We start from the raw sequence: 18,989 nt of genomic DNA, 5'->3' as shown, positions 1-18,989 counted from the left end.
TACTGATTTGGCCAAAGCGGCAAAACGCGCCTTCGTTTGTAACGAATGCGGCGCAGATTATCCGCGCTGGCAGGGGCAATGCAGCGCCTGTCACGCCTGGAACACCATCACCGAAGTGCGCATTGCAGCGTCGCCAGCGGCGGCGCGCAACGAGCGCCTGAGCGGCTACGCCGGCAGCGCGGGCGTCAGCCGGGTGCAGAAGCTGTCGGAAATCAGCCTGGAGGCGCTGCCGCGCTTCTCTACCGGCTTTAAAGAGTTCGACCGCGTGCTGGGCGGCGGCGTGGTGCCGGGCAGCGCCATCCTGATCGGCGGCAGCCCCGGTGCGGGGAAATCGACGCTGCTGCTGCAGGTAATGTGTCGTCTGGCGCAGGAGATGAAAACGCTCTATGTGACCGGCGAAGAGTCGCTGCAGCAGGTAGCAATGCGCGCGCATCGTCTCGGTCTGCCGAGCGAAAATCTCAATATGCTGTCGGAAACCAGCATCGAGCAGATCTGCCAGATCGCCGAGCAGGAGCAGCCGAAGCTGATGGTGATCGACTCCATTCAGGTCATGCATATGGCGGATATTCAGTCGTCGCCAGGCAGCGTGGCGCAGGTGCGCGAAACCGCCGCCTATCTGACGCGCTTCGCGAAAACGCGCGGCGTGGCGATAGTCATGGTCGGCCACGTCACCAAAGATGGCTCGCTGGCGGGTCCGAAAGTGCTGGAGCACTGTATCGACTGTTCGGTACTGCTGGACGGCGACGCCGACTCGCGCTTCCGCACGCTGCGCAGCCATAAAAACCGCTTTGGCGCGGTCAATGAACTGGGCGTTTTCGCCATGACCGAGCAGGGGATGCGTGAAGTCAGCAACCCTTCGGCGATCTTTCTGTCGCGCGGCGACGAGATTACCTCCGGCAGCTCCGTAATGGTGGTGTGGGAAGGCACGCGCCCGCTGCTGGTCGAGATCCAGGCGCTGGTGGATCACTCGATGATGGGCAATCCGCGTCGCGTCGCGGTGGGGCTGGAGCAGAACCGTCTGGCGATCCTGCTGGCGGTGCTGCACCGTCACGGCGGCCTGCAGATGGCCGATCAGGATGTTTTCGTTAACGTGGTCGGCGGCGTAAAGGTGACCGAGACCAGCGCCGATCTGGCGCTGCTGCTGGCGATGGTGTCGAGCCTGCGCGACCGACCGCTGCCGCAGGATCTGGTCATCTTTGGTGAAGTGGGGCTGGCGGGCGAGATCCGTCCGGTGCCGAGCGGTCAGGAGCGTATCTCCGAAGCGGCCAAACACGGCTTTAAGCGCGCCATCGTTCCGGCCGGCAACGCGCCGAAGAAAACCATCGACGGCATGAAAGTTTACAGCGCGAAAAAACTGGCGGACGCGCTGGCGATACTGGATGAGCTTTAAAGACTGAGCGGGTACACTCGCAGGCAACTTCAATCCATGCAGGAGGCAGCATGACGTCGTTCGACTATCTGAAAACCGCCATTCGCCAGCAGGGGCATACCCTGCAGCAGGTGGCCGACGCCAGCGGGATGACCAAGGGCTATCTGAGCCAGCTGCTCAACGCCAAAATCAAAAGTCCGAGCGCGCAAAAACTGGAAGCGCTGCATCGCTTTTTGGGTCTGGAGTTTCCGCGCCGCGATAAAACCGTCGGCGTGGTGTTCGGCAAGTTTTATCCGCTGCATACCGGCCATATTTACCTGATCCAGCGCGCCTGCAGCCAGGTCGACGAGCTGCATATCATTATGGGGCACGACGAGCCGCGCGATCGCGAGCTGTTCGAGAACAGCGCCATGTCGCAGCAGCCGACCGTCAGCGATCGGCTGCGCTGGCTGCTGCAGACCTTCAAGTACCAGAAGAACATCCGGATTCACTCTTTCAATGAAGAGGGCATCGAGCCTTATCCACACGGCTGGGACGTCTGGAGCAAGGGCGTAAAAGCCTTTCTCAGCGATCAGGGCGTCGCGCCCGACTGCATCTACACCAGCGAAACCGCGGACGCGGAGATGTATCAGCAGCACCTGGGCGTGCGCACCGTGCTGGTCGATCCGGCGCGATCCTTTATGAATATCAGCGGTGCGCAGATCCGTCAGGATCCCTTTCGCTACTGGGAATATATTCCGACCGAGGTTAAGCCCTTTTTCGTGCGCACCGTCGCCGTGCTCGGGGGCGAATCAAGCGGCAAGTCCACGCTGGTCAACAAGCTGGCGAATATCTTCAACACCACCAGCGCCTGGGAGTACGGCCGCGACTACGTCTTCTCGCACCTGGGCGGCGACGAGATGGCGCTGCAATATTCCGACTACGACAAGATCGCTCTCGGCCAGGCGCAGTACATCGACTTCGCGGTGAAGTACGCCAATAAAGTCGCCTTTATCGATACTGATTTCATCACTACGCAGGCGTTCTGCCTGAAGTATGAAGGGCGCGAGCATCCCTTTGTGCAGGCACTGATCGACGAATACCGTTTCGACCTGGTGATCCTGCTGGAGAATAACGTGCCCTGGGTGGCGGACGGCCTGCGCAGCCTGGGCAGCTCAGTGGATCGCCGCGAGTTTCAGTCGATGCTGGTGACGATGCTGCGCGAGAATAACGTCTCGTTCGTGCATGTGCGCGAGGATGATTACGACACGCGTTTCCTGCGCTGTATTGAGCTGGTGAAAGAGATGATGGACGGCAAAACGACATAACCCTTCGTCTGCCGTCCATCAGTAGCGTTGTCCGCGCCTGACAGTCGGCCTTGCTCAGGCGCAGTGATTAACTGCGCCTGGGCTTTACGCCTGCCGCACCGGCTGACGCTTGCCTTTCAGCATGTTACGCACCGCCGGTTCGGCATATTTTGTAATAGCCAAAGCGATAAAATAGAGCGCGACGGCAATAATAACCGGCATCAGCAGCATTAGCGTCTCGCTCTTAATATACCTGTTCGTCTTAATAAGCGTCGCCACCAGCAGATTCTCGTAGATTAAGTAGAAGGCGTAACTGACGAAGCCAACGGCCGTAAAAAAGCGGAGCGAAAGAAAGCGTTCTATCTGCTTTGAGTAAAAGCTTGCGATAAAAAACAGCATAACGATGAGCAGCGGTACAAGGCTTATAACGCCGCTATTTTTTACGTAGTAACTGAAGTTAATCAGCAGCGCCAGTACCACCAGCGCATAATGATAGCCCTTGTCGCGCTCATGAAATCTTTCGTAAACCAGGCAGCCCACCATAAACCAGGCGTAATGAATAAAGCCGAATTTAGACACAACATCAATTAACAGTGGATGTCCCAGCGATTTTAATACCGACGAGGCTGACAGCAGCAGCATTGGCACGATAAGCGCAGGCAGGCAATATTTTCTCCCGGCGGTAAAGTAAACCACCCCAATAATCAGATAAAACATTGCCTCCACATACAGCGACCAGAAAGAACCTGCCATTGAATGGAGTTCCACACCGCTAATCTGCGTCAGGGTCTCTGGGTTAAAGAATAACAGCCCCGGCAGAAGGTTCTTTGCGTAGGGCGTCATCGCTGACCATTCGGGAAAAAAGCCGTCCGTAAAATAAAGTAGCACGCTAACAGTTAGCATTGCAGGGAACAGGCGCAGCCAGCGTTTTTTCAGGAAGCTCATGTAGCTCTCTGACTTATCCAGCGACATAAATATAACAAAGCCCGAGATCATGAAAAAAAGCTGTACGCCCACCCAGCCAAAAGAAAACAGGGGAATATGCTGCGTCGTCTGGACAAAAGGTAATAAATCGGGCCAGCGAGCGTAGGCGTGGTAGCCCATGACCAGCAGGATGGCTAAGCCGCGCATCCCGTCCAGATGCGTAATACGTGCGCGCATAATTCCCTCATTAATCGTGGTCTTAAATGTAAACGCGAATTTACATTAACGAAAAACTGTGATCAATCAGACGAATTCTTAATAACAAATATAAGAAACTAAAGTTATTTATCTCAATCAGGAAAGTAAGAGCGCTATTTTTCGCTTTTATAATGCTGAAGATTCTGGCAGGAAATTAAATATTATTATTGATATACAGGCGATTATCGAAAAACTGGAAAGCAAGGTTCCATAAATTTTAAGTCCACTATTTGGCAGGGGGCGAACATTTTATTCTTATATTAACGAACGCTAATTATAAATAACGGAATAATCTTAACTTGAGAGGGTTGCACAGGCTAAGAAAAAGGGTTCATGCATGAGCATGAACCCTTTTTACAGCAGCAGGCAGCCTGATGCTTACTTGGTAATACGCTTGTACTTGATACGTTTTGGCTCCAGCGCATCCGCGCCGAGCGTGCGTTTCTTGTACTCTTCGTATTCGCTGAAGTTGCCTTCGAAGAACTCCACCTTGCCCTCATCCTGATAGTCGAGGATATGGGTGGCGATACGGTCGAGGAACCAGCGGTCGTGCGAGATCACCATGGCGCAGCCCGGGAACTCAAGCAGGGCGTTTTCCAGCGCGCGCAGGGTTTCTACGTCCAGGTCGTTGGTTGGTTCGTCAAGCAGCAACAGGTTGCCGCCGACCTGCAGCAGCTTCGCCAGATGCAGACGACCGCGCTCGCCGCCGGAGAGTTCGCCGACGCGTTTGCCCTGATCGGTGCCTTTGAAGTTAAAGCGGCCGACATAGGCGCGGCTCGGCATTTCGAAGCTGCCGATGCGCATAATGTCGAGACCGCCGGAAACCTCTTCCCAGACGGTTTTGCTGTTATCCATCGAGTCGCGGAACTGATCGACCGACGCCAGCTTCACGGTTTCGCCCAGCTCGATGCTGCCGGAATCAGGCTGTTCCTGACCGGTCATCATGCGGAACAGGGTCGATTTACCTGCGCCGTTAGGGCCGATAATCCCGACGATAGCGCCTTTCGGCACGGAGAAGGAGAGATCGTCGATCAGCACGCGGTCGCCGTAGGATTTGGTCAGGTTTTTCACCTCAACCACTTTATCGCCCAGACGCGGACCTGGCGGAATAAAGAGTTCGCTGGTCTCGTTACGTTTCTGATATTCGGTGCTGTTCAGCTCTTCAAAACGGGCCAGACGCGCTTTGCCTTTAGACTGACGGCCTTTAGCGCCCTGACGCACCCACTCCAGCTCTTTCTCGATCGACTTACGACGCGCAGCTTCGGCAGAAGCTTCCTGCGCCAGACGCTGATCTTTTTGCTCCAGCCAGGAGGAGTAGTTGCCTTCCCACGGAATGCCTTCGCCGCGGTCCAGCTCAAGGATCCAGCCCGCTACGTTGTCGAGGAAGTAACGGTCGTGGGTAATTGCCACAACGGTGCCTTCAAACTCGTGCAGGAAGCGCTCCAGCCAGGCCACAGACTCGGCGTCCAGGTGGTTGGTCGGTTCGTCCAGCAGCAGCATGTCCGGCTTTTCCAGCAGCAGGCGGCACATCGCTACGCGACGACGTTCACCCCCGGAGAGGTTGCCGATTTTGGCATCCCAGTCCGGCAGACGCATCGCATCGGCGGCGCGCTCCAGCTGAGTTTCCAGGTTATGGCCGTCGTGCGCCTGGATAACCTCTTCGAGACGACCCTGTTCGGCCGCCAGCTTGTCGAAATCGGCGTCCGGCTCGGCGTAGAGCGCGTAAACCTCATCCAGACGCTTCAGCGCGCCGACCACTTCGGAGACGGCTTCTTCAATAGATTCGCGTACTGTCTGTTCCGGGTTGAGCTGCGGCTCCTGCGGCAGATAACCCACTTTGATGCCCGGCTGCGGACGCGCTTCCCCTTCGATATCTTTGTCGATGCCCGCCATGATGCGCAGCAGCGTTGATTTACCCGCGCCGTTCAGGCCAAGCACGCCGATTTTCGCGCCCGGGAAAAAGCTGAGGGAGATGTTCTTCAGAATATGACGCTTCGGCGGTACCACTTTACCGACGCGATGCATGCTATAGACGAATTGAGCCACGTTGTAATGAGCCTCTGATTCTGGTGGGTGAATTAGTGACGAAGTTTAGCCTTTTTGACTGGCTAATCCCAGCCGCGCGCCGGGATTATTCCGGGCGCGCCAGCTTGTTACGCGTAAAGAGAAAAAGGCGAGCTCAGGCTGAATCGGGCAGACGCAGCGGCAGCGGCTGCTGCGCCAGCCACTCCGCCAGCGCTTTGTCCGGCGCGCTGTCGCTCACCAGCAGGTCGAAGCGGTGCAGCTCGCCGATGCGAGCAGGCAGCACCTTGCCGAATTTGCTGCTGTCCGCCACCAGGATTCGCTGACGCGCGCGCAGCATCGCATGGTGCTTCATCGCCAGCTCGTTGAGGTTGTAACAGGTCGCGCCCTGATCTTTGTCGATGCCCGCCGCCGAGATAAACGCCAGCGACGGGCAGAGATCGTCAAGGATCGTGTGCGCCCCGATCGGCGTGAACAGGGCGTTATCGACGTGAAACTCGCCGCCGCTCAGAATAACGTTGCAGGCCGGTTTCTCTTTTAAGGCCAGAAAGGTATTCATGGCGCAGCAGACAGCGGTGAAGGGCAGATCGTCAGGCAGGGCGTCAATGATATAGGGAATGGTGGTACCGCAGTCGAAAAAGACCGTATCGTTCTCGCCAATCAGGCTGGCGGCAGCCTGCGCCAGACGCTGCTTTTTCGCCGCGTTCTGGCCGTGCTGGTCAGAGACAAAATAGTGCCCGACATGGTTTTTCGGATCGCTGACGATGTAACCGCCCAGCAGCACCACGGTCGATGCCGGTTCGCTCAGATCGCGTCGAATGGTCATCTCCGAGACGCCCAGCAGCTGCGCAGCATCTTTCAGATGTAGCTTGTCGGTACGTTTTAACGCCAGGGTCAGTTTCTGGATGCGTTCGTCGCGCCGGGTTTCCATAGACGTCTCTGTTGTGGTTGATGGCCGAAAGGGATGCGATGCAGGCGATCGGGCCGCCTCGCCGATAAACAGCGATAATTCTCGCAATTTTAATAAGTTGCGTGTTTAGTCTACTAAGCGATCAATCTTACCTGTAATAAGATCGCCTCGCAAACGCCGCCGTGCTCGCTCCCGCTTCGGGCTACTGTCATAAAAGTGTCATGTAAAACATTGGTTTATGGCGTAAAGCCTGCGCCCGCCGGGACGATAACCAGGGGGGATGCCGTCCGGCGTCTCACTTAATTATCTGCGGGTATCGGCTTTATGAAGCTTAATCATTTCAAAATCGGTCAGCGACTGGGATTTCTCGCCACGCTGTTGTTGCTCGCCACCCTGCTGATGGGACTGCGCGCCCTGCAGATCAACCTGCAGGCGTTGCATAATAATGAGGCGATAATGGCGCGTGAGATGCTCATCGCCGAGAGTATCGATACGGCGCGCAGCGCCCAGGTTCAGTTCAAAATTCAGGTCCAGGAGTGGAAAAACACGCTGCTGCGCGGGACGCAGGGCGAGGAAGTCTTCAATAAATATAAAAACGCCTTTCTGCAAGAGAGCCGCCAGACCCAGACGCTGCTTACCAGGCTGAGCCACATCCAGGCGGCGCTTGGCATCGACGGCGCCAGCGTCGCGAAGACGCGCGAGGTGCATGCCGGGCTGGAACAGCGCTATCTGAGCGCGCTCAGCGACTATAACGTTCAGGACGTCAACAGTGCAGGACGTGTCGATAAGCTGGTCACCGGCATCGACCGCGCGCCGACGCAGATGATCGATGGACTGGTTAACGACACGCTGCAGCGCGCACAGGTGATGCATAAAGAGATTGAGAGCGATAACCTGGCGCACTATCACCAGACCCGGCTGCTGCTGCTGGCGGTTATGCTCTGCATTTTGCTGACGGGCGGCCTGGTGACGCTGTGGCTGATCAAAAGCATTACGCGACCGTTAAATCAGGCGATCGACATTGCCAAAACCGTGGCGTCGGGCGATCTGCGCGCCCATATCGAGGTGTCGGGCCGTGACGAAACTGCACAGCTGATGACGGCGCTGCGCGATATGAACCATAGCCTGACGCGGATTGTGACCGGCGTGCGTACCGGCACCGACGCTATCGCGCAGACCACCGAACAGGTCGCGCACGGCAGCCGCGAACTTTCATCGCGCAATGAGGCGCAGGCGAGCGCGCTGGAGCAGACGGCGGCATCAATGGAGCAGCTTACCTCCGTGGTGAAAAACAACGCCGGCAATGCACAGCACGCCAGCGATATCGCCCGTGAGGCGCGGCAGCGCGCCGGGGAGGGCGGCGAAGTGGTGGAGAAAGTGGTGGTAGCGATGGATGAGATCCATCAGTTCTCACGCGAAATCAACGAAATCGTCAGCGTTATCGACGGCATCGCCTTCCAGACCAATATCCTGGCGCTCAACGCGGCGGTAGAAGCGGCGCGCGCCGGTAATGATGGTCGCGGCTTTGCGGTGGTGGCCTCGGAAGTGCGCGCGCTGGCGCAGCGTTCGGCCTCGGCGGCGCGTGATATCCGCACCCTGACCGATCGCTCCGTCAGCCTGATCTCGCAGGGCAATGCGCTGGTGAAAGGCGCTGGCGTCTCTATTCAGGAGATTATCGCCAGCGTCAAGGCGCTGGCCGCGCTGATGGAGGATATCTCGTCAGCCAGCGCCGAACAGAGCACCGGCATCGAGCAGGTCAACCTCGCCGTTACGCATATGGATGCCGCCACGCAGCAGAACGCCACGCTGTCGCAACAGTCGGCACAGGCGGCGCGCGCGCTCAATCAGCAGGTCGGCGCGCTCATGGAGAACGTAAGCCTGTTCCAGCTTAACCTCAGCGAAACGCCGGCCGCTTAAGCGATGGCTCCCGCGTCCAGCGGGAGCCAGCACCATCCTTACGACGCCTCTTTAGCCTGCATTGCGCTTCGCGCTGCGTAAATTTTGTGAAGAACATGGCAAGAGCCGGTTCCCCTGGTTAGCATGAAGAATGCCTGGCACGCAGCCGGAGAGCAGCAACATGAGGAGATTTTCGTGGAGAAGTGGCGTAACTGGATGATAGGGATCTGTCTGGCCGGAGCGGCCAGCAGCGCGTGGGCAGACTCGCTGGATCAGCAGCGACAGCGTTATCAGGAGATCAAGCAGGCGTGGGACAGCAACCAGATGGCGACGGTGGAGCAGTTGCTGCCGACGCTGCAGGATTATCCTTTATACCCTTATTTGCAGTACCGCCTGCTGGCACAGGACCTCGACCAGGAAACGCCGCTCGCCGTTAAAAACTTTATTCAGCAATATCCGACGCTGCCACCGGCGCGCTCGCTGAAAACCCGCTTTGTCAACGTGCTGGCGCACCGCCAGGACTGGCAGGGCATTCTGAGCTTTAGCCCGGAAGCGCCAGGCCCGGTACAGGCGCGCTGCAACTGGCTCTACGCCAAATGGGCGACGGGCGCGCAGCAGCAGGCGTTTGAGGGCGCGAAGGAGATCTGGCTGCGCGGCACCTCCTTGCCCAACGATTGCGATCGTCTCTTCTCCGTCTGGCAATCTTCCGGCCAGATGTCGCCGATTACCGTACTGGAGCGCATACGCCTGGCGATGAAGGCGGGCAACGACAGCCTGGTGAGCTTCCTGGCAAAAACCCTGCCGGAGGATTACCAGACCATCGCTAACGGCGTGCTTGCTCTGCAGAACGATCCGCAGACGGTGGTGACGTTCGCGCAGTCCGTCGGCCCGACCGATTTTACCCGCCAGGCGACGATTTACGCCTTTACCCGCGTCGCGCGCGCCGATATGGAGAACGCGCGCAGCATGATCCCGCTGCTGGTGCGCGGGCAGAAGATGGAGGCGGACGACGAGCAGGCGCTGAAAGAGATTGTGGTCTGGCGCATGATGGGCTCCGATTTAACTTCGGAGCAGGCGCGCTGGCGCGATACGGTGATCATGAACAGCCAGTCGACGTCGCTGGTTGAACGGCGCGTGCGTCTGGCACTGTCGCAAAACGATCGGCGCGGCCTGAATACCTGGATCGCGCGACTGCCGCTCGAGGCGAAAGAGAAAGATGAGTGGCAATACTGGCAGGCCGATCTGCTCTACGCCCAGGGGCGTAAAGAGGAGGCCGACGAGATCCTGCATAAACTGATGCAGGCGCGCGGCTTCTATCCCATGGTGGCGGCGCAGCGGCTGGGCGTGAAGTATCCGATGCAGATCGACGAAGCGCCGAAGCCGGACAGCGCGACGGTGCAGGGACCGGAGCTGGCGCGCGTGCGTGAGCTGATGTTCTGGGGGCTGGATAACCTGGCGCGCAGCGAGTGGGCCAATCTGATCGCCAGCAAGAGCCGCACGCAGCAGCAGATGCTGGCGCGCTACGCCAACGAGCAGGACTGGTGGGATCTCAGCGTGCAGGCGACGATTACGGCGAAGATGTGGGACAGCCTGAAAGAGCGCTTCCCGCTGGCGTGGGAGAGCTTCTATAAGAGCAACACTCGCGACAAAGGCATTGCGCCGAGCTACGCCATGGCGATCTCGCGCCAGGAGAGCGCCTGGAATCCGAAAGCGCGTTCCCCGGTCGGTGCCAGCGGTCTGATGCAGGTGATGCCGGCGACGGCGGCGCATACCGTGAAGATGTACAATATTCCCGGCTATATGAACAGCAATCAGCTGCTGGATCCGCAGACCAATATCCAGATAGGCACGCAATATCTGGAGTATGTCTATCAGCAGTTCGGGCAGAACCGCATTTTCGCCTCCGCGGCTTACAATGCGGGACCGGGACGCGTGCGCAGCTGGCAGAACGTCAGCGCGGGCAATCTCGATGCGGTCGCCTTTATCGAAACCATTCCCTTCTCAGAAACGCGCGGCTACGTGAAGAACGTGCTGGCCTACGACGCCTACTATCGCCATTTTATGGGCGAGCCGGATAAGGTGCTGTCGGACAGCGAGTGGAACCGCCGCTACTAGCGTGTTATGCTTCCGTACTCGCTAGTGAGTACGGAAGCCTGTTTTATGACGCAATCTCCCGCCCGGTCGGCGCAACGTTCCCTTTCTGAAGATAACTGGCGGCGTTTTATCGCGCTGATGCAGCAGGCTTACGCCGATGACGTGGCGTTGCCTTTGCTGCAGCTGATGCTGACGGCCGATGAGCGCGAAGCGCTCGGTACACGCCTGCGCATCGTGGAAGAGTTAATGAACGGCACCATGAGCCAGCGAGAGCTGAAAAATGAACTGGGCGTCGGTATCGCGACGATCACGCGCGGCTCGAACAGTCTGAAAGAGGCGCCGCCTGAACTGCGGCGCTGGCTGGAGGCGCATCTGGGACGCGCCGGGATCAACGCTGATAAAGCGGATGAGTAAAAGGGCAGAGCGCCAGGATTAACGCCTGGTGATAAACGCTGGAGCGCGTCAGCAGGCCCTGCGTAAAGGCACCGATGGCGCCGCCTTTGTGTTTGATATTTTCCACGCCGGTCAGCCGCGCCATCTCATCGCCCAGCTCGCGCCCGGCGCGTAAGCCGGTCAGCACCACCTGCGGCAGCGTAAAGCTGGCGGAGCGCGACTCGCCGCGCCGTTCGGCATTTTCCACCACCATCCAGGCGAAAGCGCACTCCTCTTCAATCCCGGCCTCAATCGCCACCCAGAAATCCGCCTCTGGTTCTGCCAGGCGCGCATTGGCGACGCGCTGACGTGCGCCGGTTCGCGTTTCCGCATCGCTCAGGGGCTGCGCCGCGACGCCGCTATCGACCTCGACCCCGCGAATATGGCAGGATCCTTCGCCGAAAACGTCGTTGAACGCCTGAGAGATTGCGCGAATTTTTGCCGGATTGATGGTGGCTGCGATAACCTGGTACATAATCTATTGAACCCTTTAGGCAAATTTGTCGCAGTATAACGGAAACTCAGCATGCTACAGGTCTATCTTGTTCGTCACGGTGAAACGGTATGGAATGCGGAGCGCCGCATTCAGGGACAATCCGACAGTCCGCTGACGGAGAAAGGAGAGCAACAGGCCCATCAGGTGGGCGAGCGCGTTAAACATCTTGGCATTACCCATGTTATCGCCAGCGATCTGGGGCGCACGCAGCGCACCGCCGAGATCATCGCCGACGCCTGCGGCTGCGCGGTGACGCTGGAGCCGCGCCTGCGCGAGCTGAATATGGGCGTGCTGGAGAAGCGTCCGCTGGACGGGTTAACCGAAGAAGAGGAGCGCTGGCGCCGCACGCTGGTGGACGGCACCGAAAATGGCCGTATTCCGCAGGGCGAATCAATGGCGGAGATGGCAGCGCGCATGCACGAGGCGCTGAATGCCTGTCTGGCGCTCCCCGCGGGCAGCCGACCGCTGCTGGTGAGCCACGGTATGGCGCTTGGCGTGCTGATCAGCACTATCCTCGGCCTGCCGGCCCATGCGGAGCGTCGTCTGCGCCTGCGCAACTGCTCAATCTCGCGCGTCGATCATCAGCACAGCGCCTGGCTGGCGGAAGGCTGGGTGGTAGAGACGGCGGGTGATATATCGCATCTGGACGCGCCTGCGCTGGATGAGCTGCAGCGCTAAAGAAAAAGCCGTCGTGGCGACGGCTTAATGGTCAGTTCGCCTGCTGATGGCGAATCGGGATCAGGTATTCGCAGCGGATCTCTTTTGGTGGCTCGCTGCGCTTCTTGCCGCCGTGGGTAATGAAGCGTTCGATATCCTGACCCTGACGACGCGTCAGGCCGAGCGTCGGCATGCAGGTGCCGTAGAGCAGCAGGATAAAGTCCTGCAGTTCGTTGCGCGGGCCGTTATAGGTGAACTGCACATAGTCTCCCGCTTCCAGCAGCACGCTCTGGCCGGAGTGCAGGTTAACCGCCTGGTCGGACGGCACGGCGGTGGTGTAGAGGATCTCCTGCTCGTCGTCCTTCTCCTGGCTGGCGCGTACCTGATGCAGGCCATACAGCACCGGCGGAATGGTGTCGGTTTCCAGTAGAAACTGCTTCCAGAAATGGATACGCATTTCGTCGCGATAGCGTGAGATCTGCTCCAGAGTGCAGTTATAGCTTTGCGTTTGCCCCACCAGCACGGTTTCTGGCAGCGTGACGAAGGTCGACTCCGGCATGCTGTTGTCGTCGAGACGAATCGGCGGGCGAATGCCGAATGAATTCCATTCCGATGAACGACGATACCACGCGGGCGTCTGGTTAAACTGCTTTTTAAAGGCGCGGGTAAAGGTTTGTTGTGAATCGAAACGGTATTGCAGAGCGATGTCCAGGATCGGGCGGCTGGTCAGGCGTAGCGCCACGGCCGCTTTAGACAGGCGGCGGGCACGAATATAGGCGCCGATTGCATGGCCTGTTACGTCTTTGAACATCCTCTGTAAATGCCATTTAGAATAACCCGCCTTCAGGGCAACATTGTCCAGTGAAAGGGGCTGATCCAAATGGCTCTCCAGCCAGACAAGCAAATCGCGAATGATACCGGCTTGGTCCATAAAACATCCTCATACTCTCTGGGTGCGACTAACGCAGTCGCCGAATAATAGCACTAATTGCACATCTGGCGTGGGCAGTTTTGTTGGGAGATTGTGCCATGTCAATGTGGGATAAAACCGGTTCTGGTTTGGTCAACGCGGACAATTGCCAGTACATTACATGCTCGTCTATTAGGTTTGCAATGGTAACGCTATGACAATATCTCGCTTTTTCGCTGCTTCATTCGCTACGCTGCTGCTGGCGTCCCCGGTTCTGGCCGAAGAGATCGGCTCGGTAGATACGGTGTTCAAGATGTTTGGCCCCGATCATAAGATCGTGGTGGAGGCGTTCGACGATCCCGACGTAAAAAATGTAACCTGTTATATCAGCCGGGCAAAAACCGGCGGAATCAAAGGCGGCTTAGGACTGGCAGAGGATACCGCCGATGCGGCGATCTCCTGTCAGCAGGTAGGGCCGGTGGAGCTGAGCGACGCCATTGCTAACGGTAAGGCGCAGGGCGAAGTGGTGTTCAAGAAACGCACCTCGCTGGTGTTCAAAAAGCTGCAGGTGGTGCGCTTCTTCGATCAAAAACGCCATGCGCTGATCTACCTGAGCTATTCCGACAGGGTCGTTGAGGGGTCGCCGAAAAACGCGCTGAGCGCAGTGCCGATTATGCCGTGGCGGGAATAAAAAACGCCCGTAAGGGCGTTTAATTCCGAGCCTGCGTGAGTCAGCTCGAGGCGTAACGCAGCGCGTTGGCCCGTTCAGGGGCGCACCTCAGGGATGAGGTGCGTAGCCGCGCGGGCCAAACCGGCATGGATGCCGCTTTTTGCGTCTTTGCGATCGGGCCGTCTCACCCGCATTAGCGCGGTTTCAACCAGCCCTGACTTCCGTTAAGGAATTACTCTTCCAGGTCGCCGCAGAAGCGGTAGCCTTCGCCGTGAATGGTGGCGATGATCTCCGGCGTATCCGGCGTGGACTCAAAGTGTTTACGAATACGGCGAATAGTGACGTCGACGGTGCGATCGTGTGGCTTCAGCTCGCGGCCGGTCATCTTCTTCAGCAGATCGGCGCGGGTCTGGATTTTGCCAGGGTTCTCGCAGAAGTGCAGCATGGCGCGGAATTCGCTACGCGGCAGCTTATACTGTTCGCCGTTAGGGCTGATCAGCGAGCGGCTGTTGATGTCCAGCTCCCAGCCGTTGAACTTGTAGCTTTCTACCTGACGGCGCTCTTCATTCGGCATCGCCAGATTCATGGTGCGCGACAGCAGGTTACGTGCGCGAATGGTCAGCTCACGCGGGTTAAACGGTTTGGTGATGTAATCATCCGCGCCGATCTCCAGACCCAGGATCTTGTCCACTTCATTATCACGACCGGTCAGGAACATTAGCGCCACGTTTGCCTGCTCGCGCAGTTCGCGCGCCAGCAACAGGCCGTTTTTACCGGGCAGATTGATATCCATGATCACCAGGTTGACGTCGTTTTCGGTGAGCACCTGGTGCATTTCAGCGCCGTCGGTTGCCTCATACACGACATAACCTTCCGCCTCGAAAATGCTTTTGAGGGTATTACGCGTGACCAGTTCGTCTTCAACGATAAGAATGTGTGGGGTCTGCATGTTTCGCTACCTAAAATTTGCCAACAAATCGAAAACAGGGCGTACGCGGGTATTCAGGCTCGCTAAAAAGCGCGTTATGTGGCGCTTAACCGTTGTACGAAATTATGTTCTTGATAAACCATCTATCAACGTCAACAACAGTGTTAGCTCAGCCAGTCAGAATGAATATTGCCTGCCCCAGGAGAGAATCTTTTGGCGCATATCCTAACCGCATTAACAGCAACCTAACAGCACCGACAACAACCGATAAGCATAAAAACAACGCTTCGTTGACTTATATCAAATGCAATTGTAGCACGTTAACACTTATGTGAAAAACTTCTCTTGTAATGCAAGCTTAGCTCACAAAAAATATCAATTTCGCTACATATTTACGCGATGTATACGTAAAACAAAATTGTAGTTACGCTTTTGCTATTAGCCTGTTTAAAAAGCTATTTCGCCTGTTAATTTGATTTATTGCCCGTTCGTAACGCAATAGGGTTCTGCAGGGTTTTTTATTAAATTTTAATATCCTTAACAAATTATTTTCTCAGCCTGCTGCATTCCGGCTTTAACAGCGGCGCGTGCTACTATACGGCGCGATTTCTAAACACAAATGGAATAATCATGCGTTTCCCCCTTATTCTGGTTTCGCCCGCCCGGGCGGAAAATATTGGCGCAGCGGCGCGTGCGATGAAAACAATGGGCTTCAGCGAACTGCGCATCGTCGCCAGCGACGCCTGGCAGGATCCCGCCGCGCGGCGAGTCGCGCATGGCGCCGGGGATATCCTGGATAACCTGCGCACCTTCGACAGCCTGAACGACGCGCTGGCCGATATCGACTTCTCCGTAGCCACGACGGCGCGCAGCCGCGCGAAGTTCCGCTACTACGCCACGCCGCAGCAGGTTGAGGCGCAGCTGCTGGAGAAGCGTCAGTGGGTAAACAGCATGGCGCTGGTCTTTGGCCGGGAAGATAGCGGGCTGACTAACGAAGAGCTGGATCAGGTCGATCTGCTGACCGGCATCCCCATGGCGCAGGATTATCCCTCGCTTAACCTCGGTCAGGCAGTGATGGTTTATTGCTATCAGCTCTCCGCGCTTAATCGCGTGGCGCCGCCTGCCGCGCCGCAGGCCGACGCGCAGCAGCTGGACGCGCTGCGTCAACGCTTTGAACGCCTGTTGCAGACGCTGGAGGTCAGTGACGATCGCAAGATGGCTGACTGGATCGATCAGCGTATCGGCCTGCTGGAGCAGCGCGACAGCGCAATGCTGCACCGTCTGCTGCATGATGTAGAAAAAAAACTTATAGATAAATCTTCCTGAAAAATCGCCTTTCGTAGCGGCTGATCGTAAAAAGCGCGTGGCGAGCAAACGATTCTGCAAGCGTTTTTGCCGACAGCGCGCAGCAGTGCGCAGCGGCGATAAAATGACCGCCGGACAAATTCGTTGACTTGACCGGCGCTTTGCTTTACTTCTGGAAGGCAGACAGACTTTAAAAGACAGACAGAAAAAATCCCAATGCGTAACTCAACCAGCCTGAACACCATCATTATTACCACCACCATTACCACAGGTAACGGTGCGGGCTGACGCATACAGGAAAAACAAAAATAAGCCCGCACCTCAACAGTGCGGGCTTTTTTTTCGGCATAAATTCAGGAGAGTTTTAATATGCGAGTGCTGAAATTCGGTGGGACCTCGGTAGCGAATGCGGAACGTTTTCTTCGCGTCGCTGACATTCTGGAAAGTAATGCGCAGCAGGGACAGGTTGCCACCGTACTCTCTGCACCTGCAAAGATCACCAACCATCTGGTGGCGATGATTGAAAAGACCATCAGCGGTCAGGATGCGTTGCCAAACATCACCGACGCCGAGCGCATTTTCGACGAGCTGCTGCAGGGGCTGGCGGCGGCGCAGCCGGGTTTCGACTATGACGGACAGAAAACCCGCGTCGATCTGGAGTTCGCCCAGCTAAAACAGGTGCTGCACGGCATCAGCCTGCTGGGGCAGTGTCCTGACAGCGTCAATGCCGCCATTATCTGCCGCGGCGAAAAGCTCTCTATTGCTATTATGGAGGCACTGCTGCTGGCGCGCGGACACGGCGTCACGGTCATCGATCCGGTAGAAAAGCTGCTGGCCGTCGGCCACTATCTTGAATCCACCGTTGATATTGCCGAATCGACTCGCCGCATCGCCGCCAGTCAGATCCCGCCGCAAAATATGATCCTGATGGCCGGCTTTACCGCAGGCAACGAAAAGGGCGAGCTGGTGGTGCTGGGGCGCAACGGTTCTGACTACTCCGCCGCGGTGCTGGCCGCCTGTCTGCGCGCCGACTGCTGCGAAATCTGGACCGATGTAGACGGCGTTTATACCTGCGATCCGCGTCAGGTGCCCGACGCGCGCCTGCTGAAGTCGATGTCTTATCAGGAGGCGATGGAGCTCTCCTATTTCGGCGCGAAAGTGCTGCATCCGCGCACCATTGCGCCTATCGCGCAGTTCCAGATCCCGTGCCTGATCAAAAACACCGCCAACCCGCAGGCGCCCGGCACCCTGATTGGCGGCGAAGGCGACCAGGACGAAAACCCGGTGAAGGGCATCACCAACCTGAACAACATGGCGATGTTCAACGTCTCCGGGCCGGGCATGAAGGGCATGGTGGGGATGGCGGCGCGCGTTTTCGCCGCGATGTCGCGCACCGGCATTTCGGTGGTGCTGATTACGCAATCCTCCTCTGAATACAGCATCAGTTTCTGCGTGCCGCAGAACGAGCAGGCGCGGGCGCGTCGCGTGCTGGAAGAGGAGTTCTATCTGGAGCTGAAAGACGGGCTGCTCGATCCGCTGGGCGTGATGGAACAGCTGGCGGTGATCTCCGTGGTCGGCGATGGTATGCGCACGCTGCGCGGCATCTCCGCCAAATTTTTCTCCGCGCTGGCGCGCGCCAATATCAATATCGTCGCCATCGCGCAGGGCTCGTCAGAGCGTTCTATCTCGGTCGTGGTCAGCAACGATGACGCCACGACCGGCGTGCGCGTGGTGCATCAGATGCTGTTCGCCACCGATCAGGTGATTGAAGTCTTTGTGGTCGGCGTCGGCGGCGTCGGCGGGGCGCTGCTGGATCAGCTTTATCGCCAGCAGGCGTGGCTGAAACAGAAGCATATCGATCTGCGCGTCTGCGGCATCGCCAATTCGCGCGCGCTGCTGACCAACGTGCACGGCATCGACCTGAGCGACTGGAAGGGCGCGCTGAGCGAGGCCAAAGAGCCGTTTAACCTTGATCGCCTCAATCGACTGGTAAAAGAATACCATCTGCTGAACCCGGTGATTGTCGACTGCACCTCCAGCCAGGCGGTGGCCGATCAGTACGCCGATTTCCTCGCCGACGGTTTTCACGTCGTGACGCCGAACAAAAAGGCCAACACCTCGTCATGGAACTACTACCAGCAGATGCGCGCCGCCGCCGCGAAATCGCGTCGCAAATTCCTTTACGACACCAACGTCGGCGCGGGCCTGCCGGTCATTGAAAACCTGCAGAATCTGTTAAACGCCGGTGACGAGCTGATCAAATTCACCGGTATTCTTTCCGGCTCGCTCTCTTTTATTTTCGGCAAGCTGGATGAAGGCGTTTCGCTCTCGGAAGCGACGAAGATGGCGCGCGAGATGGGCTTTACCGAGCCCGATCCGCGCGACGATCTCTCCGGCATGGATGTGGCGCGCAAGCTGCTGATCCTGGCGCGTGAAGCGGGCCATAAGCTGGAGCTGAGCGATATTGAGATTGAGCCGCTGCTGCCCGCCAGCCTGAATGAGATCGCTGACGTCGAAGAGTTTATGCAGCGTCTGCCGGAGCTGGATAACGCCTTCGCCGCGCGCGTCGTCAAAGCGCGTGATGAAGGAAAAGTGTTACGCTTCGTCGGCGCGATTGAAGAGGGCGGCGTTTGCAAAGTGAAGATCGACGCGGTCGACAGCAACGATCCGCTCTATAAAGTGAAAAGCGGCGAGAACGCCCTGGCGTTCTACAGCCGTTATTATCAGCCGATTCCGCTGGTGCTGCGCGGATACGGCGCGGGAAATGATGTGACGGCGGCGGGCGTATTCGCCGATCTGCTGCGCACACTGTCGTGGAAGTTGGGAGTTTGA

At 57.7% G+C, this 18,989-nt stretch carries 16 protein-coding genes and 1 other annotated feature; of the genes, 10 read left to right on the top strand and 6 right to left on the bottom strand.

Going from position 1 to position 18,989, the window contains the following annotated elements; all coding sequences use genetic code 11:
• Nucleotides 1-7 precede the first annotated feature (7 nt).
• A complete protein-coding gene (gene radA / locus EKL29_RS05240; RefSeq protein WP_126689051.1) occupies nt 8-1,390 on the top strand; it encodes a DNA repair protein RadA in 1,383 nt (460 codons plus the stop codon).
• A gap of 50 nt (nt 1,391-1,440) precedes the next feature.
• Nucleotides 1,441-2,676 carry a multifunctional transcriptional regulator/nicotinamide-nucleotide adenylyltransferase/ribosylnicotinamide kinase NadR gene (nadR, locus tag EKL29_RS05235; protein ID WP_120455597.1) on the top strand — a complete coding sequence of 412 codons (1,236 nt, stop codon included), beginning with the start codon at nt 1,441-1,443 and terminating at the stop codon, nt 2,674-2,676.
• 84 nt (nt 2,677-2,760) lie between these two features.
• Here the strand turns inward: nadR and EKL29_RS05230 are convergent, their stop codons facing one another.
• From EKL29_RS05230 to deoR, 3 genes are all read right to left on the bottom strand, one after another.
• A complete protein-coding gene (locus EKL29_RS05230) occupies nt 2,761-3,816 on the bottom strand; it encodes an acyltransferase (protein WP_126689050.1) in 1,056 nt (351 codons plus the stop codon).
• A gap of 399 nt (nt 3,817-4,215) precedes the next feature.
• Nucleotides 4,216-5,883 (bottom strand): energy-dependent translational throttle protein EttA, encoded by a 1,668-nt coding sequence (gene ettA / locus EKL29_RS05225; protein WP_120455600.1) that lies wholly within the window; start codon nt 5,881-5,883, stop codon nt 4,216-4,218.
• Nucleotides 5,884-6,016: 133 nt separating this feature from the next.
• Entirely contained in the window at nt 6,017-6,790 is a 774-nt protein-coding gene (gene deoR, locus EKL29_RS05220; protein ID WP_126689049.1) for a DNA-binding transcriptional repressor DeoR, read from the bottom strand.
• A 303-nt stretch (nt 6,791-7,093) separates the two neighbouring features.
• Between deoR and EKL29_RS05215 the strand changes: the two genes are divergently transcribed.
• The 3 genes from EKL29_RS05215 to trpR all read left to right on the top strand — a co-directional run bounded on the left by EKL29_RS05215 (nt 7,094) and on the right by trpR (nt 11,173).
• Nucleotides 7,094-8,686 carry a methyl-accepting chemotaxis protein gene (locus tag EKL29_RS05215; RefSeq protein WP_126689048.1) on the top strand — a complete coding sequence of 531 codons (1,593 nt, stop codon included), beginning with the start codon at nt 7,094-7,096 and terminating at the stop codon, nt 8,684-8,686.
• A gap of 123 nt (nt 8,687-8,809) precedes the next feature.
• The gene (gene sltY / locus EKL29_RS05210) at nt 8,810-10,780 is read left to right on the top strand and encodes a murein transglycosylase (protein WP_376785427.1); all 1,971 of its coding nucleotides are present in this window, start codon (nt 8,810-8,812) and stop codon (nt 10,778-10,780) included.
• Between the two features lie 45 nt (nt 10,781-10,825).
• On the top strand, nt 10,826-11,173 hold the full coding sequence (trpR, locus tag EKL29_RS05205) for a trp operon repressor (protein WP_126689047.1): 348 nt from the start codon (nt 10,826-10,828) through the stop codon (nt 11,171-11,173).
• Here trpR and yjjX read toward each other — a convergent pair.
• Nucleotides 11,148-11,666, bottom strand: a complete 519-nt coding sequence (yjjX, locus tag EKL29_RS05200) for an inosine/xanthosine triphosphatase (protein ID WP_126689046.1) — start codon at nt 11,664-11,666, stop codon at nt 11,148-11,150. The two genes, trpR and yjjX, sit on opposite strands and share 26 nt — an antisense overlap.
• A 51-nt stretch (nt 11,667-11,717) precedes the next feature.
• On the opposite strand from yjjX, the gene gpmB reads away from it, so the two are divergent.
• Nucleotides 11,718-12,365 (top strand): 2,3-diphosphoglycerate-dependent phosphoglycerate mutase GpmB, encoded by a 648-nt coding sequence (gene gpmB / locus EKL29_RS05195; RefSeq protein WP_120455610.1) that lies wholly within the window; start codon nt 11,718-11,720, stop codon nt 12,363-12,365.
• A gap of 31 nt (nt 12,366-12,396) precedes the next feature.
• Here gpmB and robA read toward each other — a convergent pair whose 3' ends face one another.
• Nucleotides 12,397-13,275, bottom strand: a complete 879-nt coding sequence (gene robA / locus EKL29_RS05190) for an MDR efflux pump AcrAB transcriptional activator RobA (RefSeq protein ID WP_120455612.1) — start codon at nt 13,273-13,275, stop codon at nt 12,397-12,399.
• Between the two features lie 193 nt (nt 13,276-13,468).
• Here robA and creA point away from each other — a divergent pair, with 193 nt between their 5' ends.
• Entirely contained in the window at nt 13,469-13,945 is a 477-nt protein-coding gene (gene creA / locus EKL29_RS05185) for a protein CreA (RefSeq protein WP_120455614.1), read from the top strand.
• Between the two features lie 211 nt (nt 13,946-14,156).
• On the opposite strand, the gene arcA is transcribed toward creA, so the two are convergent.
• Entirely contained in the window at nt 14,157-14,873 is a 717-nt protein-coding gene (gene arcA, locus EKL29_RS05180) for a two-component system response regulator ArcA (protein WP_120455616.1), read from the bottom strand.
• A gap of 609 nt (nt 14,874-15,482) precedes the next feature.
• Here arcA and EKL29_RS05175 point away from each other — a divergent pair.
• The 3 genes from EKL29_RS05175 to thrA all read left to right on the top strand — a co-directional run bounded on the left by EKL29_RS05175 (nt 15,483) and on the right by thrA (nt 18,989).
• Nucleotides 15,483-16,178: a tRNA/rRNA methyltransferase gene (locus tag EKL29_RS05175; RefSeq protein WP_120455618.1), complete on the top strand. Its 696-nt coding sequence runs from the start codon at nt 15,483-15,485 to the stop codon at nt 16,176-16,178.
• A 195-nt stretch (nt 16,179-16,373) separates the two neighbouring features.
• Nucleotides 16,374-16,445: a thr operon leader peptide gene (gene thrL, locus EKL29_RS23540; protein WP_120455900.1), complete on the top strand. Its 72-nt coding sequence runs from the start codon at nt 16,374-16,376 to the stop codon at nt 16,443-16,445.
• Nucleotides 16,384-16,501: a sequence feature (Thr leader region), on the top strand. Its footprint overlaps the gene before it by 62 nt.
• 25 nt (nt 16,502-16,526) lie before the next feature.
• Nucleotides 16,527-18,989, top strand: a complete 2,463-nt coding sequence (thrA, locus tag EKL29_RS05165) for a bifunctional aspartate kinase/homoserine dehydrogenase I (protein ID WP_120455620.1) — start codon at nt 16,527-16,529, stop codon at nt 18,987-18,989.

The organism is Pantoea sp. YU22 (assembly GCF_003970755.1).
GTDB lineage: Bacteria > Pseudomonadota > Gammaproteobacteria > Enterobacterales > Enterobacteriaceae > Pantoea > Pantoea piersonii.
The sequence above is the reverse complement of the archived record's forward strand: the minus strand, read 5'-3'. Positions and strand labels throughout refer to the sequence as shown.